Consider the following 14,234-nt stretch of genomic DNA (forward strand, 5'->3'; position numbering starts at 1 on the left):
TCAGCCGAGCTGCTCCCCCACCAGCCGGTCCGCCTCCGCGACGAACGCCTCGACCTCACCCCGTGGAATCGTCGCCCCGGCCGCGACGACGTGCCCCCCGCCGTCGCCACCCACGGCCTGGGACGCCTCGCGCATCACGACCGACAGGTCGAGTCCCTTGCGAACGAGCGCACCGCTACCCCGCGCTGAGACCTTGACCTCGGTGTCGCTCTCGTTCGCGAACGCAAGGATGGGCTTGCGAGGGTCGATGCCGCCCGCGCCGAGGGCCATGCCGGCGACGATGCCGACGATGGTCTCGCGGATACGGTCGTCCGCGTGGAACCACTGCACGTGCGCCTCCGCCGTCGTCCCCTCGTTCTTCACGAACTCCAGCCCCTCCGAGAGGTTCCGCCGGTGGTTCCGAAGCAGCGTGCGGGCCGACGTCAGTGCATCGTCGCGGTCGCCCAGACAGACCGCCAGCCCCACATCGGCGCGCTCGTATCGCGCGGTGGCGTTCAACAGCGTCGAGAACTCGCTGGCGTCACGGAGCTCGGTGCCCTCGGGTTCGGCCGTGAGGGTGTACGTCGTCCCGACGAGTTCGTCGATCCGGTCGGCGGGCACGCCCGAGGCGACCGCCCGCTTGACCAGCGCGCTCGCGACGGTCTGGCGCTCGTCGGCGGTGAGGTCGACCCACCGACGCCACTCGCCGTCCGCCCGGCAGTCGACGTCGAGTTCCTCGAGGAAGGCGACCGCGCCGTTGTGGTCGTTCGTCACGCCGGGGATCTGCACGTCGCTCGCGTACTCCAGCAGCTTCGGGAGCGGGCGGGTCTGCTTGCCGTACACCGCGAGGTCGGTCCCGCTCTCGACGACGCCCGCCGCCACGCCGTCGTCGACGATGGCCGCGTTCGCGCCGTGGAGCTCGCCGTCCTGGTCCTGCATATCCCCGACCGCACCGACGATGGCCAGCCGGGCCAGGTCGCGGTTGTCGCCGTCGCCCTCGAGCGCCCGGGCCAGCACGTAGGCCGCGCCCGCGCCCGAGAGCTCGGAGCCGCCGTCGATCCCCTCGAGCAGCGGGTTGAGGTGGAACTCCGTGTCTGCCTCGCCGGGCTGGTGGTGGTCCGCGATGACCGGCGTGAACGCCCCCCGCTCCTCGTGGGGGACGATGTCGTCGATCTGCCCGCTGCCGAAGTCGGTGAACAGCACGGTGTCGTAGTCGGTCTCGGCGATGGCGGCGATACGCTCGGCGTCGAGCTGCTTCTCGAAGACGACCTCGTGGTCGATGTCGGCGCGTTCGAGCGCGCTGGAGGCGACTGCCGCACTGGTGAGCCCGTCGGCGTCGATGTGCGAGGCGAGCAGCACCGCCTCGGCGGCGCGCAGGCGCTCGGCGCAGGCGGCGGCGCGGTCGGCGAGTTCCGGGACCGGTGACGTGGCGGACATTCGTCGGAGCATGGGTCACAATCGCGGTTAAAGCCTCGGGTGGGGCGGTCCCGACGCCGGGCTCGGCGCACGCTTTTCAGGCCGGTCGCCGTACCGCCACCAATGACGGACGACAGTGCGACACCGGCCGTCGACGCGCCCCGGAGCGGCAAGCGGGTGCGCTACCTGGCGACGGCCGAGGAGACCGACGGCGAGTACGCCCGGTTCGAGATGTGGCTGGCTCCGCCGCCCGACTCACACGGACCGATGCGCCACGTCCACCCCGAGCAGGACGAGTACCTCGAGGTCAGAGCGGGCACGCTCGGTGTCTGGCACGACGGCACGGAACGGTTGGTCGGACCCGGAGAGAGTGCGACCGTCCCGGCGGGAGACCCGCACCGGTTCTGGAACGCTGGCGACGACGAGCTCCACCTCGTCGGTGAGGTCAGGCCCGCGCTCGACACGGAGCTGTTCATGTACGTCACCTACGGCCTCGGCCGCGACTACGCGACGACGCCCTCAGGGATGCCGCTCAACCCGCTCCGGCTCGCGCCGGTCATCGACGAGTTCGACGACCTGCTCTACCTCTCGCACCTCCCGACGTGGCTCCAGCGTGCCGGCGTTCGTGTCCTGGCTCCCGCCGCCCGCCGGCTTGGCTACGGCCACGAGTACCCCGAGTACGTGCCGGCCGAACGGCGACATCTCATCGACACTGCCTGACGGAGCGGCGCCACGGACCGCCCCGCCCCCGTTCTCGCCGCCGAACCGTCCAGAGAGTCACCGACGACGCCGAGCAGCGGGGTTCGACGGAGCCCGCCGTTTCCGGCCGGGAACGCATTTTGTATCGCGAAATATAGTGTATCGTCGGGGCAGGTCGCACGCTATCCACAGTGAGCAAACAGGCCTTAGAAAGCCCACTCCGTTCGAAAACAGTAGCTTCGCTCAGTCCCGATACGTCGGACCCGCCCGTTCGACGACCGCACAGGCCAGTTCGTCGAACTCCGCCTGCTCGGGCACCACGTCGACCGCGATACCCTCCGTCTCGGCCGTCTCGCGGGTCGGTTCGCCGATGACCCCGACGACGGCGTCGTCCAGCCCCGAGACCGCCTCAGTCCGGACGCCCCGCTCCTCGGCCGCAGTGAGGAAGTTCTGGACGGTCAGCGAGGAGGTGAAACAGGCCGCATCGAGGTCGCCGCTGGCGGCCAGTTCCGCCGACTCGCCGGCGCCCTCGGGGCGGACGAGTTCGTAGAGAACCGTCTCGTGCTGGTACGCGCCGGCCGACTCGAGCCCCGCGAGCAGCACCTCGCTACCGTGGTCGCTCCGGGCGACCTCGACCCGTGCGCCCTCCACGCGGCCGGCGAGCAACTCGACCATCCCGGTCGAGGAGTACTCCTCGGGGACGAGGTCGACCTCGTACCCCTGATCGCGCAACGCCTCGGCGGTCGCGGAACCGATGGCACAGACCGTCGTCTCGCCCGGCTCCCAGCCCGTCTCGCGGGCGAGTTCGGCCCCGGTCTTGCTCGTCAGGATGGTGTACTCGGCGTCGGTCCGAGGCGATGCACCCGTCTCGTGCACCTCGAGCATCGGGTCCGGGACCGGCGTCGCACCGAGCGATTCGACGAGGGAGACGGCGTCGCGCAGGCGCTCGTCGTCCGGGCGGAACACGGCAACTGTGGTGTCTCTCGTGGTCATGTGCGGGTTCTCAGGAACTCGACGACGCGGTCTCTCGTCCCGGCCACGTCGCCGATGACGGTGATGGCGGGCGGTTCGATACCTGCCTCGTCGCGGACGTCGACGATGGTGTCGAGCGTGCCCGTTGCGACCTGCATGTCGGGCCAGGTGGCGCGCTCGACCAGCGCGACGGGCGTCGCGGGGTCCATGCCGGCCTCACGGAGCGCGGCCGTGTAGTCGGGGAGCTTCCCGACGCCCATCAGGACGACGAGCGTGCCACCCGTTGCCGCGAGCGCCTCCCAGTCGACCGCTGACTCCGCCTTGGTGGGATCCTCGTGGCCCGTGACGAAGGAGACGGAGGAGGCGTGGTCGCGGTGCGTGACGGGGATACCCGCGACGCCGGGGCCCGCGATGGCCGAGGTGACGCCGGGAACGTACTCGAACGGGATATCGTGTGCAGCGAGGTGCTCGGCCTCCTCGCCGCCGCGACCGAAGACGAACGGGTCGCCGCCCTTCAGCCGGACGACGGTCTTGCCCGCCTCGGCGAGTTCGACCAGGCGTCTGTTGGTGTACTCCTGGGGCGTCCACTCGCCGCCGGCGCGCTTGCCGACGTCCTCGCGGCGCTCCTCGTCGATGGTGCCCAGTATCTCCGGGCCCGGAAGCTTGTCGTGGAGCACCACGTCGGCCTCGTCGAGCAGCCGGCGAGCCTTCACGGTCATGAGGTCGGGGTCGCCGGGGCCGCTCCCGACGAGGTAGACGAAGCCCGTCATCGCTCGCGAGCGGCCGCGACGTGGTCGTCCGCGCCGGCGTCGCGAAGGTTCTCGGCGAACTCCTTCGCCGCCGCGACGTGGGTCTCGACCGGGATGTCCCGGCGCTGCTGGACGACGTCGTCGCCGTCGGGGTGCAGCACCTGTGCGGCCGTGTGGACGTACTCGCCCTGCAGGACCGCGTGGACGCCGATGGGGGCGATGCAGCCACCGTTCAGGCCGGCGAGGACGGTCCGCTCGACGGTGGTCTCGACCCGGGTCCGCGGGAAGTCGAGCACCTCGTGCAGCTCCTCGGCGGTCTCACCGTCGCGTGCCGTGACGGCGAGTGCGCCCTGTCCCGCCGCGGGGACGAACGAGTCGTTCGAGAGCCGCTGGTACTCGACGTGGTGGGCCAGCCCGGAGCGCTGGAGTCCGGCCTCGGCGAGGACGATGGCGTCGTAGCCCGTCTCGACCTCGCGGCCGAGCGCGCGGCGCTCGATCTCGCTCCTGTCGTCGAACCACTCCTCGACGGTCCGGTCGAACTCGGGCTCGAAATCGTCGTTCCCCACGTTACCCTTCTTGTCCTTCTCCGCTTCCGTCCGGCGTTCGTGTTCGGCCTGGAGGTGGGGCGCGAGCACCTTCTCGACCCGCGTATCGACGTTCCCGCGGATGGGTTCGACGGTCAGGTCGTCGCGGTCGTGCAGGAGCTGTGCCTGCCGACGCATCGAGGCGGTGCCGACGACTGCGCCCGGCTCGAGGTCCTCGAGTTCGGTGCCGTCGGGCGTCACCAGCACGTCACCGGCCGGTGCGCGCTCGGGGATGCCCGCGACGACGAGGTCGTCGGGCATCTCGGTCGGCATATCCTTCATCGAGTGGACGGCAGCGTCGACCTCGCCGTCGAGCACTTTCTCGTCGAGCGAGCGGACGAACGCCCCGGTCTTGCCGAGGTTCGCGATGAGCTCGTCGCGGACCTTGTCGCCCTCGGTCTCGACCTCCACGAGCTCCACCTCGTAGCGTCGCTCCTCCAGCGCATCGCGTACCGTCGTCGCCTGCCGGATGGCGAGGTCGGAGCCTCGCGTCGCCAGCCGAATGGTCCCACGTGTTCTCATGCGAGTGAGTCGGTGGCCGACGGTGAAAAGCCCACCAGTTTGCAGTCGGCGGGAGACACACCCCGCCGTTCCGGTTTCGAGACGTGCTGCGGCCGGTTCCGACGGAGAACGGCGTTCTGACGGGTGTCGATCGGCCTACGCCCCCGACCGGGTAGTAAATCACATACTGCGATACAAAATCATCCCCTGCCGGCCACGACCGCGTAGAACGGGTCGCCGCCGACCCCGGGCAGGACGGAGCGTCGCTCGTCGCTGACGGTCTCGACGCGGTCGAAGCCGGCGCTCTCGCAGTACGACCGGACGAGGGCGGCGCGCTCGTCCATCGACCGCTCGCGCCACGCACGGATGGCCTTCGTGCGGAACGTGCGGTTCGAGAAGGAGACGACGAGCACCCCACCCGGAGCGAGGACACGATAGAACTCGCGGAAGACGGCGGTCGGATACTGGAGGTACTGGACGGAGACGGCACACAGCACCGCGTCGAAACCGCCGTCAGCGGCCGGGAGACGCTGGTCCGCGTTGAGGTTCTGGACCACGTACTCGTCGAGTCGCGGGTTCTCGGCGAGCTCGGCCTCGTTCAGTCCGTGGCCGACGACGCGGCCGAACTCGCGGTCGTCGGGGAGGTGGGAGACCCAGCTCGACATGGCATCCAGCACACGGTCGCCGTCCGTCAGGTGCTCGCGGTACAGGTCGGTGAGGCGTTCGCGGAAGCCCTCGTCGACGTGGTGGACGAAGCGGGGCTGGTCGTAGAACGCGTCGTCCGAGCGTGAGTCGAGCTTCGCGCGGTCCGTGTCGGAGAGGACCGGGTCGTCGGTCATCGGCCGACCGTAGGTGTCGGAGCGAGAAAGAGGCCGCGACGGGCCGACCGCCGTACCTGAGCCTACAACGCCTCTTTGTACGCCTCGAGCGTCTCCTCGACGTCTTCCTCGGTGTGAGCGTAGGAGACGAACTGGGACTCGAACTGGTTCTGGCTGAGGAAGATTCCCTGCTCCTTCATCTGTGGCCAGAAGACGCGCCGCCAGCGGTCTGTCTCGCCCGCGGCCACGTCGCCGCCGTTCTTCGGGCAGTACTCGTAGCGCGGGCAGGCCGTGCGCTGGCGGCAGCCCGCCTCGCACTGGCCGTCGAGGTCGTCCGGGCCGTCGCGGGTGAAGATGACCTTGAAGAGGGAGTCGAGCCCGGCGACGGTGTACTCGGGGGCCTGGTCGGCGCAGATCTCGGTGAGGCCGCGGCGGAGCTGCTCGCCGAGCGAGTTGACGTGGTCGTACACGTCGTTCTCGGCGGCGAACTTCAGCGTCTCCAGCCCGGCGGCCATCGTGACGGGGTGGCCGGAGAACGTGCCCGCCTGGAACACGTCGCCGGAGGGCGTGAAGTTGCGCATGACCTCGGCCTTGCCGCCGATGGCGCCGACGGGGAAGCCGCCGCCGATGATCTTCCCGAACGTGGTGAGGTCGGGGTCGATGCCGAACTCGCCCTGAGCGCACTGGAGGCCGCCGACGCGGAAGCCGGTGATGACCTCGTCGAACACGAGCAGCGAGCCGTGGTCGTCACAGAGGTCCGAGAGGGTCTCGTGGTACTCGTCGGCGGGCGTGACGATGCCGTAGTTCGCGAGGACCGGCTCGACGAGCACGCAGGCGATGTCGTCGCCGTGCTCCTCGAAGACGTGCTGGGCGGCCTCGTGGTCGTTGAACGGCACCGCGATGGTGTGCTCGGCGAAGTCGTCGGGGATGCCCGGGCTGGACGGGCTGACGTGTGTGCCCTCGCCCTCAACGAGCGTGGAGTCGTTCGCGCCGTGGTAGCTGCCCTGCATGACGACCACCTTGTCGCGGCCGGTGTAGGCGCGGGCGAGCCGGACCGCCGAGACGGTCGCCTCGGTGCCCGAGTTGACGAACCGTATCATCTCGACGCTCGGGACGTGTCGGGTGACGAACTCGGCGTGTTCGACCTCGATGGGCGTCGGCGCGCCGAACATCGGCCCGTTGCTCGCGTGCTTCTGCACCGCCGACTCGACCGGCTGCGGGAGGTCGTGCCCGAGCAGGAGCGGGCCGAGCCCCATCACCCAGTCGACGTAGCGGTTGCCGTCGGCGTCGACGACGTGGCCGCCGTCGCCGCGCTCGACGAAGAACGGGTACGGCTCGATGGCTGCGCGCACCGATGAGTTCACCCCGCCGGGCATGACAGAGAGTGCCCGGTCGTACAGGTTCCGCGAGTTCTCCTCGTTCATGTCCGGGCGTTCGGAGGGGGAGGTAAAAGGATTGTCTCACTGCCGCGTCGGCCGGCGTTGTCCGGCACCGGACCCGGGTAACCATGTTGAGCGTTGGCACCACGCAAGTCCTATTGTCGGACCTCTCCTCGGCCGAACTGTGAGACGTCACGAGAACCTGCTCGGCTTCCTCGCCCTCGCGGCCCTCTGGGGAGCCTCGTACCCGGCCATCCGCGCGGCGAAGGCCGGCGTCGACCCGCTGCTCATGGCCGCGCTCCGGTTCGACGCCATCGGCATCGTCGTGCTGGCGTACGCGCTCGTCCGCGGGCAGTCCATCGTCCCGGGCAGGGCCGACGTGCGGGCCGTCCTCGTCGGCGGCGTCGGCATCGTCGCCGTCCACAACGGCCTGCTGTTCGTCGGGCAGGCGCGCGTCTCGGGTGCCATCGGTGCGGTCGTACTCGCGACCGTCCCCATCTGGAGCGTCGGCTTCGCAGCCGCGTTCCTCGACAGCGCCCGCCCCACGCCCTCCCGGGTCGCCGGCGTCTGTCTCGGCCTCGTCGGCACCGCCATCCTCGCCGTCCCCGGCCCGATGGCCGTCGACGCGCCCGACCCCCTCGGCGTCGCCCTGCTGTTCGCGAGCGCGGCGGCGTTCGCGCTCGCCGCCGTGGGACTCCGTCGGGAGAGTCCAGCACTCGGTGTCGCCGCCCGGCAGGGCTGGATGATGCTCGTCGGGGGACCGCTGCTCCACCTCGGGAGTCTCGTCGCCGGGGAGCCACAGACCGTCGCCCTCTCCACCCGTTTCGTCGTCGCCTTCGGCTACCTCGTCCTCGCGGCCGGGGCCGTCGGCTACCTGCTCTACTTCGGGCTGCTCGACCGGCTCGGCCCGGTCGAAATCAACCTCGTCGGCTACGTCGCCCCCGTGTTCGCGACGCTCGTCGGCTGGTACTGGCTCGGCGAGGTCGTCTCCACGAACACCGTCGTCGGCTTCCTCGTCATCTGCGTCGGGTTCGTGCTCGTGAAACGGGAGGCCCTGCGGGCGGCGGTTGCGAGTTAGTAAGTTCGTGGACCGCGGTCGGTGGTAGGTCAACTAACCGGGTGGCGCGCGGCTGGCGAGACTGCGCGACCGCAGGGAGCACGTCGAGCCATCCGCGCGAGGGACGAGCACCGCAGGGAGCCTGCGACCGAGGAGCGCAGGAGGCTGGGGAGGTACGAGGTGCGGTGCGGTCGCGGACGGGTGGGACTGAAAGGGGCCGTCGTCTCGGCGAGCCCGGCCGAAGTAAGGACCGTGGTTCGAGAGAGCGAAGCTCTCTCGTCATCACGAAAGAGCGCGGAGCGCTCTTTCGAACGACAGCGGAGCGAGGACCGCAGCGAGGCCCGGGAGCCGAGACGGCGGGGGCTTTCTGGCCGGTGTCGGGAACAGTCGTTCCCGTAACGGAAGGAATCTCGGTCCGGTTCGAAGCCACAGCTGCGCCAGTCCAACGACCACCAGAAAAAGCAACTACTGGAACCGCGTTCAGACGGCGTCGACGCCGGTCTTGCCCGTCCGAACCTGATACGCCTCCGCCACCGGCAGGACGAATATCTTGCCGTCGCCCTTCTCGCCGGTGTGGGCGGCGTCGGCGATGGCCTCGGCCACGTCCTCGGCGGGGATGTCGGCGACGACGCACTCGACCTTCACCTTCTGGTGGAGGTCGACGACGTACTCCTCGCCGCGCCACTGGCTCTTCTTCGCGGGCTGTGAGCCGCGGCCGGAGACGTCGGTCACCGTCAGCGAGGGCGCGCCGACCGCCGCCAGCGCGCGCTTCACGTCGGTCAGCCGGTCGGGCCGGATGATGGCGACGACCATCTCGATGTCGCTGTCAGTCATCGGCCTCACCTCCGTCGATGGGGTCGGCCGCATCGTCGACGCCGCCGTCGGTCTGGACGCTGCCGCCGTCCGCGCTCACGGTCCGGCGGGACGCCTCGGGGCCGCTGTCGCCGACGAACTCGGGGTACGTCGAGATGCCGTGCTCGCCGGCGTCGAGGCCGGCCTCCTCCTCCTCCTCGGAGACGCGGAGGCCGATGGTCGCATCGACCACGAGACCGGTGACGCCGGTCGCGAGGACCGTCCAGGTGCCGATGACCGCGACGCCGACGACCTGCATGGCGAGCTGATCGACGCCGAGGAACGCCCAGCTATCACCCAGGATGGCGGTTCCGGAGCCGGACGCGGCGAACACCGGAATCAGGATGGTGCCGACCGCGCCGGCCGCGCCGTGGACCGCGAAGACGCCACAGACGTCGTCGATCTGCAGCGTGTCGACGGTCCAGCGGTAGGCGGGCAGCACCAGCGCGCCGCCGATTGCGCCGATGAGCAGGCCGCCCCACCAGGTGACGTGCGGGACCGCACCGGTGACAGCCACGAGGCCGGCCAGCAGGCCGTTCGCCATCCAGAGCGGGTCCGGCTTGCCCTGCCACGCCGTCGAGACGGCCATCGCGGCGACCGCGCCGGCACCCATGCCGAGCGTCGTCACGAGGACGACCCGACCGAGTGCCGCGCCCATGAAGGTGAGCGAGCCGTCCTCCGCGACCGCCAGGACCGTGGCCTGCGTGCCGACGTTGAAGCCGTACCAGCCGAACGCGAGGATGAGCGTCCCGAGCACCGCGAGCAGCATCGAGTGCCCCGGGATGGGCTGGCTGTCGCCGTTCTCGTCGAAGCGACCCTTGCGCGGGCCGACCATCTTCGCCGCCACGAGGCCGGCGAGGCCGCCGACCATGTGGACGACGGTCGCGCCCGCGAAGTCGAGGTAGCCGACGCCGAGGGCCTCACCGATGAAGCCGCCGGTGCCGTCGGGCGTCGGGCCCGAGAGCAGGCCGCCGGCCCAGGTGAGCCCCTGCACCGTCGGGTAGATGAGTGCCGTCAGCACCACCACGAAGACGACGTACGCGGTGAAGTCCATGCGCTCTGCGACCGCACCGGAGACGATGGTCGCCGCCGTCATCGCGAAGACGGCCCCGAACACCCAGTTGATCCAGCCGGTCGACCCCGGCGCGCCGATGTAGGAGAACGCAGCCATCACGTCGAGGCCCGACCCCGACGTGAGCATCCCGACGATGCTCGCGAGGCCGGCCCCGACGACGAAGTACGTCAGGACGCCGAGCGCCCAGTCCGTCATGTTCTTCGTCAGCACGTTGCCGACGTTCTTCGCCCGCACCTGCCCGGCCTCGAGCAGCGCGAACCCCGGCTGCATGAAGAAGATGAGGAAGCAGACCACCAGCACCCACACGTAGTTGATGCTGTCCGCGATCGCCTGTGCCTCCGACTGCAGGGGCAGGAGTTCTAGCATCCCACCACCACCGGCTTCGCGCAAGTGTTGCCATCTTCTGCACGTTCGTCCACGTTTCCCAGCAATACCGCCATACTCGTGCTCATGTTCTACGGTCACAGGACATGGGAAGCAACAGTATAATGGTTAGCGTTGACATACGTCCATAATAATCTGCCCTAATTCGCATTCGTCCATCTTAATAGCAAATATAATCCATACAAGGTTGTTTATCGAGCGGTTTCGTGGGCGTTCGTGGGGGAAAATCGAACAGTCGTGGACGGTGGAAGCTGTCGTTCGAGCGACCACCGACGGACCGAGCGGCGGCGTGGACGGGTGTCGCGCCTACGAGAGCGACCGCGCCACGTCCTCCGCGAAGTAGGTGAGAATCAGGTCCGCGCCGGCGCGCTTGATGGAGAGGAGCGACTCGTGGGCGACCGCCTCCAGGTCGAGCCAGCCCTTCTCCGCCGCGGCGTGCAGCATCGCGTACTCGCCGGAGACGTTGTAGGCGGCGACGGGGTGGTCGAACTCCCGACGCACGTCCGCGACGACGTCGAGGTACGGCAGCGCGGGCTTGACCATCAGCACGTCCGCGCCCTGCTCGACGTCAAGGGAGACCTCGCGCATCGCCTCGCGACGGTTCGCGGGGTCCATCTGGTAGTGCCGGCGGTCGCCGAACGACGGTGCCCCGTCGGCAGCGTCGCGGAACGGGCCGTAGAACGCCGACTCGTACTTCGCCGCGTAGCTCATGATGGGTACCTCGTCGTGGCCGTCCTCGTCGAGCGCCTCGCGGATGGCCGCGACCATGCCGTCCATCATGCCCGACGGGGCGACCATGTCCGCCCCGGCGCGGGCGTGCGAGACGGCGATGCGCTCCAGCGCGGGCAGCGTCGCGTCGTTGTCCACGGTGAGTCCCTCGCCCTCGCGCGCGCCCTCGGCGAGCAGCCCGCAGTGGCCGTGCTCGGTGTACTCGCACATGCAGACGTCCGTGACGACGTAGGCGTCCGTCTCGGCCGTGACGCGCCGGGTCGCCTCCTGCACGATGCCGTCGCCCGCCCAGGCGCGCGAGCCCTCGGCGTCCTTCTCGGTCGGGATGCCGAACAGCATCACCGCCTCGACGCCCGTCTCGCGCACCTCTTCGACGCGGGCGACAGCCTCGTCGACCGGCACCCGCTCGTGGCCCGGCATCGATTCGATGGGCACCCGCTCGTCGGTCGTCGCGTCGACGAACACCGGCGCGATGAGGTCCGACGGCGCGAGGCTCGTCTCGCTGACCAGCCCGCGCACCCCGTCGCCGCGCAGCCGCCGCGGTCGGTTCCTGAGGTCCATACTCGGGCCTCTGTCGGCGAGCCTAAAAACCGCACCGTCCGTCGGGCGTCGGGACAAGTGAGGGAGCCGGTGTGGCCGACCGTCACGCGAACGTCACGGCCGAGAGAACGCCGATACCGAGCATGACGATGCCGGCCACGAGCGTGAAGACCGCCCCGCCCCAGGTGGCGACGCGGTGGGCCAGCGTCGGCTCGATGTCGAACGGCTCCCGGTCGGGGACGTTATCGAGCGCGAGCACGAAGGTACCCGTCGCCGCGAGCGCGATGGCGCCGACCCCGAAGGCCCCGGCGAGCACGAGGCTCACGACCGTCGCGAGCCCGCCGACCAGGCACAGTCCGAGGCCGACGACGTAGCACTGTCTCGGCTCCATCGTCTCCCCGACAGTACCGCCACTGACGGAATGAATCCACCGACCGGGAGGGCGGTCGTCGCCGGCCGGCCCTCCCGCCGTCGTCCGGGTGCGGAAACGATTTACCTGCCGACCGACCACTCCAGAGCGATGGCAGACGAACGCGCGGACGGTGGCTACGGGGCCGCCGATGCAGGGACGACCGACGACGACGCCAGCGACGGCCGGAGCAGGGTCCGGGTGTTCGCGGAGGACTACGGCCTGCTCGTCGTCGCGGGCGCGTTCTTCCTCGCCGGCCTCGCGGGCATCGCGCTGTTCGTCTGGGGCGACGAGGCGCTCGCCCGCTCGCTCATCGACCGCTACGGGCTGGTCGCGCTGTTCGCTATCTTCGTGCTTGAGGGGGCGATGCTGCTCTACTTCGCGCCGAGCGAGGCGCTGGTCCCGGTGAGCATCGGCGTGCTCGCCGGCGGCGGCGAGAACGTGGTGATGGTGGCACTCATCCTCGCCATCGCGGTGGCGGGGGCGACGGCCGGCCAGACGCTGCTGTTCCTGCTCGCCCAGCGCGGGGGGCGGGAGTGGCTGCTGGAGAAACCCTGGTTCCGCGTGAGCGAGGACAGCCTCGACCGCTTCGACGGCTGGTTCCACCGCTACGGCCGCCCGGCGGTGCCGGTGAGCAACGCGTTGCTTTTCACCCGCGGGATGCTGACGGTGCCGGCGGGGGTGAGCGAGATGAAGGTCCGCGAGTTCGCCGCGCTGTCGGCGCTCGGGACGCTCGTCTTCGAGTCCTGGCTCGCGGCCGCGGCGCTGCTGGCTGTCGAGCTGAACCCCTTTGGCCTCCTCTGAGGTGTGCGATAGGGACGCAGGCTCCCGCAACGGCTTAGTGTCGTTCGGATGACCGTCCAGCCATGCCCGGTCCAATCTTCGAGACTGGCGAGCGAGTCACCCTCCGAACCGTCGAGGACGAGGACGCCGAGTTCCTCGCCACGCACGCGAACGACCCGCGCATCCGCGACCCGATGACGCTCGTCGGCCCGACGAATCTCGACGAACAGCGCGAACACATCGGCACCGACGGCGACGGCGCGCAGTTCCTCGTCTGCGTCGAGGGCGACGACGCCGGCTACGACGAGCGCTTCGTCACCGAGGACGGCGTCGAGCCCATCGGCTTCGTCATCTTCTTCCACGTGAACGAGCGCGCCGGCAACGGCGAGGTCGCGTACTGGCTCTCTCCCGCGGTCCACGGCGAGGGCTACTCGAAAGAGGCCGTCTCGCTCGTGCTCGACTACGCGTTCGGGAACCGTCGCCTCCACCGGATGGAGGCCCGGGCGCTCTCGACGAACGAGGCCTCCCGCGGCCTGCTCGAATCGCTTGGCTTCCGCGAGGAGGGCGTCTCCCGCGACGCGAAGTTCGTCCGCGGCGAGCACGTCGACGTCCACGACTACGGACTCCTCGCCGACGAGTGGCGCGACGGCGACGGCTGAGAAGCCGTCACACACCGCCGTAACGGCTTTTTCGCGGGGCACTCGACCTCCCTCCATGCCAGGAGCCGCCTTCCTCTCCGGCGAGCGCGTCACCCTCCGGACCATCGAGGAGGAGGACCTCGACCTGCTCAACCGGAACGTCAACGACGCGCGCGTCCGCCGACCGCTGACCAGCGCCGACCCCGTCAACAGCGAGCAGACCCAGGAGTTCTTCGAGAACGTCGTCTCCGACGACGACTCGGTGAACCTGCTCATCTGCGTCGACGGCGAGGACGGCCCCGAGCCCGTCGGCGACATCGTGCTGTTCAAGATACTGCCGTGTTGAATAGATGCTGAGTCATGGTTAGAGAGGTTCACAGAGCGGTTCTATGTTGGAGATGGCGAACATGAGGACGATTTCACGGAACTGTCGATACCAGCCGAGCGCTCGCACGGCATCGCCGAGCGAGCGCTTCGTTGTCGAATACGATGTTTCGGCCATCCAGCGCTGAGAGTAGCCTTTTGCCCGGATGAGCGCGTTATGTCCTAGCGTCAACGGTCTTGATCCACGCTGTAAGATGAGTGGCTCGACACCGAGTGCGTAGAACTCGTATTTCGTGATCCAGTTGTGGAAGGCTTTGTCGGCAGCCACTGATAGCAGGTCGTCCGC

Annotated in this window: 15 protein-coding genes and 1 pseudogene; 5 read left to right on the forward strand and 11 right to left on the reverse strand. The window is 69.5% G+C overall.

Annotated elements, in window-relative coordinates:
- Window positions 1–1,416, reverse strand: coding sequence for a RecJ family nuclease (locus tag BLT27_RS07305; protein ID WP_089732388.1), 1,416 nt, complete (start codon window positions 1,414–1,416; stop codon window positions 1–3).
- 102 nt (window positions 1,417–1,518) lie between these two features.
- Between BLT27_RS07305 and BLT27_RS07310 the strand changes: the two genes are divergently transcribed.
- Window positions 1,519–2,115, forward strand: coding sequence for a cupin domain-containing protein (locus BLT27_RS07310; RefSeq protein WP_089732389.1), 597 nt, complete (start codon window positions 1,519–1,521; stop codon window positions 2,113–2,115).
- Between the two features lie 222 nt (window positions 2,116–2,337).
- Here BLT27_RS07310 and BLT27_RS07315 read toward each other — a convergent pair whose 3' ends face one another.
- The 5 genes from BLT27_RS07315 to hemL all read right to left on the reverse strand — a co-directional run bounded on the left by BLT27_RS07315 (window position 2,338) and on the right by hemL (window position 7,142).
- The gene (locus BLT27_RS07315) at window positions 2,338–3,087 is read right to left on the reverse strand and encodes a uroporphyrinogen-III synthase (RefSeq protein ID WP_089732390.1); all 750 of its coding nucleotides are present in this window, start codon (window positions 3,085–3,087) and stop codon (window positions 2,338–2,340) included.
- Window positions 3,084–3,836, reverse strand: coding sequence for a uroporphyrinogen-III C-methyltransferase (gene cobA / locus BLT27_RS07320; RefSeq protein ID WP_089732391.1), 753 nt, complete (start codon window positions 3,834–3,836; stop codon window positions 3,084–3,086). Before cobA ends, BLT27_RS07315 begins: the two co-directional genes overlap by 4 nt.
- Window positions 3,833–4,921 carry a hydroxymethylbilane synthase gene (gene hemC / locus BLT27_RS07325; RefSeq protein WP_089732393.1) on the reverse strand — a complete coding sequence of 363 codons (1,089 nt, stop codon included), beginning with the start codon at window positions 4,919–4,921 and terminating at the stop codon, window positions 3,833–3,835. The genes cobA and hemC overlap by 4 nt, the downstream gene beginning before the upstream one ends.
- Before the next feature lie 179 nt (window positions 4,922–5,100).
- Window positions 5,101–5,739: a class I SAM-dependent methyltransferase gene (locus BLT27_RS07330; protein WP_089732395.1), complete on the reverse strand. Its 639-nt coding sequence runs from the start codon at window positions 5,737–5,739 to the stop codon at window positions 5,101–5,103.
- Between the two features lie 62 nt (window positions 5,740–5,801).
- Window positions 5,802–7,142: a glutamate-1-semialdehyde 2,1-aminomutase gene (gene hemL / locus BLT27_RS07335; protein WP_089732397.1), complete on the reverse strand. Its 1,341-nt coding sequence runs from the start codon at window positions 7,140–7,142 to the stop codon at window positions 5,802–5,804.
- Window positions 7,143–7,281: 139 nt separating this feature from the next.
- Here hemL and BLT27_RS07340 point away from each other — a divergent pair, with 139 nt between their 5' ends.
- Entirely contained in the window at window positions 7,282–8,175 is an 894-nt protein-coding gene (locus BLT27_RS07340) for a DMT family transporter (RefSeq protein WP_217639105.1), read from the forward strand.
- 459 nt (window positions 8,176–8,634) lie between these two features.
- On the opposite strand, the gene BLT27_RS07345 is transcribed toward BLT27_RS07340, so the two are convergent.
- The 4 genes from BLT27_RS07345 to BLT27_RS07360 all read right to left on the reverse strand — a co-directional run bounded on the left by BLT27_RS07345 (window position 8,635) and on the right by BLT27_RS07360 (window position 12,125).
- Window positions 8,635–8,988 (reverse strand): nitrogen regulatory protein GlnK1, encoded by a 354-nt coding sequence (locus BLT27_RS07345; RefSeq protein WP_089732401.1) that lies wholly within the window; start codon window positions 8,986–8,988, stop codon window positions 8,635–8,637.
- A complete protein-coding gene (locus BLT27_RS07350) occupies window positions 8,981–10,447 on the reverse strand; it encodes an ammonium transporter (RefSeq protein WP_089732403.1) in 1,467 nt (488 codons plus the stop codon). Before BLT27_RS07350 ends, BLT27_RS07345 begins: the two co-directional genes overlap by 8 nt.
- A gap of 324 nt (window positions 10,448–10,771) precedes the next feature.
- A complete protein-coding gene (gene hemB / locus BLT27_RS07355) occupies window positions 10,772–11,755 on the reverse strand; it encodes a porphobilinogen synthase (RefSeq protein ID WP_089732405.1) in 984 nt (327 codons plus the stop codon).
- Between the two features lie 82 nt (window positions 11,756–11,837).
- Window positions 11,838–12,125: a hypothetical protein gene (locus tag BLT27_RS07360; protein ID WP_089732407.1), complete on the reverse strand. Its 288-nt coding sequence runs from the start codon at window positions 12,123–12,125 to the stop codon at window positions 11,838–11,840.
- Between the two features lie 285 nt (window positions 12,126–12,410).
- Between BLT27_RS07360 and BLT27_RS07365 the strand changes: the two genes are divergently transcribed.
- The 3 genes from BLT27_RS07365 (at window position 12,411) to BLT27_RS07375 (ending at window position 13,910) form a co-directional block, all read left to right on the forward strand.
- Window positions 12,411–12,947: a DedA family protein gene (locus tag BLT27_RS07365; RefSeq protein WP_245707655.1), complete on the forward strand. Its 537-nt coding sequence runs from the start codon at window positions 12,411–12,413 to the stop codon at window positions 12,945–12,947.
- 62 nt (window positions 12,948–13,009) lie between these two features.
- Window positions 13,010–13,585, forward strand: coding sequence for a GNAT family N-acetyltransferase (locus BLT27_RS07370; RefSeq protein ID WP_089732411.1), 576 nt, complete (start codon window positions 13,010–13,012; stop codon window positions 13,583–13,585).
- 55 nt (window positions 13,586–13,640) lie between these two features.
- Window positions 13,641–13,910, forward strand: a complete 270-nt coding sequence (locus tag BLT27_RS07375; protein WP_089732413.1) for a GNAT family N-acetyltransferase — start codon at window positions 13,641–13,643, stop codon at window positions 13,908–13,910.
- Between the two features lie 18 nt (window positions 13,911–13,928).
- On the opposite strand, the pseudogene BLT27_RS07380 reads toward BLT27_RS07375, so the two are convergent.
- Window positions 13,929–14,234: pseudogene (locus BLT27_RS07380) on the reverse strand (IS5/IS1182 family transposase); the annotation flags it as partial.

It is taken from the genome of Haloarchaeobius iranensis (genome assembly GCF_900103505.1).
Lineage (GTDB): Archaea > Halobacteriota > Halobacteria > Halobacteriales > Natrialbaceae > Haloarchaeobius > Haloarchaeobius iranensis.

Excerpts from the sequence above, each read along its gene's own strand:
- BLT27_RS07305 (WP_089732388.1), bottom strand. The coding sequence starts at position 1,416 with ATGTCCGCCACGTCACCGGTCCCGGAACTCGCCGACCGCGCCGCCGCC.
- BLT27_RS07310 (WP_089732389.1), top strand. The coding sequence starts at position 1,519 with ATGACGGACGACAGTGCGACACCGGCCGTCGACGCGCCCCGGAGCGGC.
- BLT27_RS07315 (WP_089732390.1), bottom strand. The coding sequence starts at position 3,087 with ATGACCACGAGAGACACCACAGTTGCCGTGTTCCGCCCGGACGACGAG.
- cobA (WP_089732391.1), bottom strand. The coding sequence starts at position 3,836 with ATGACGGGCTTCGTCTACCTCGTCGGGAGCGGCCCCGGCGACCCCGAC.
- hemC (WP_089732393.1), bottom strand. The coding sequence starts at position 4,921 with ATGAGAACACGTGGGACCATTCGGCTGGCGACGCGAGGCTCCGACCTC.
- BLT27_RS07330 (WP_089732395.1), bottom strand. The coding sequence starts at position 5,739 with ATGACCGACGACCCGGTCCTCTCCGACACGGACCGCGCGAAGCTCGAC.
- hemL (WP_089732397.1), bottom strand. The coding sequence starts at position 7,142 with ATGAACGAGGAGAACTCGCGGAACCTGTACGACCGGGCACTCTCTGTC.
- BLT27_RS07345 (WP_089732401.1), bottom strand. The coding sequence starts at position 8,988 with ATGACTGACAGCGACATCGAGATGGTCGTCGCCATCATCCGGCCCGAC.
- BLT27_RS07350 (WP_089732403.1), bottom strand. The coding sequence starts at position 10,447 with ATGCTAGAACTCCTGCCCCTGCAGTCGGAGGCACAGGCGATCGCGGAC.
- hemB (WP_089732405.1), bottom strand. The coding sequence starts at position 11,755 with ATGGACCTCAGGAACCGACCGCGGCGGCTGCGCGGCGACGGGGTGCGC.
- BLT27_RS07360 (WP_089732407.1), bottom strand. The coding sequence starts at position 12,125 with ATGGAGCCGAGACAGTGCTACGTCGTCGGCCTCGGACTGTGCCTGGTC.
- BLT27_RS07370 (WP_089732411.1), top strand. The coding sequence starts at position 13,010 with ATGCCCGGTCCAATCTTCGAGACTGGCGAGCGAGTCACCCTCCGAACC.
- BLT27_RS07375 (WP_089732413.1), top strand. The coding sequence starts at position 13,641 with ATGCCAGGAGCCGCCTTCCTCTCCGGCGAGCGCGTCACCCTCCGGACC.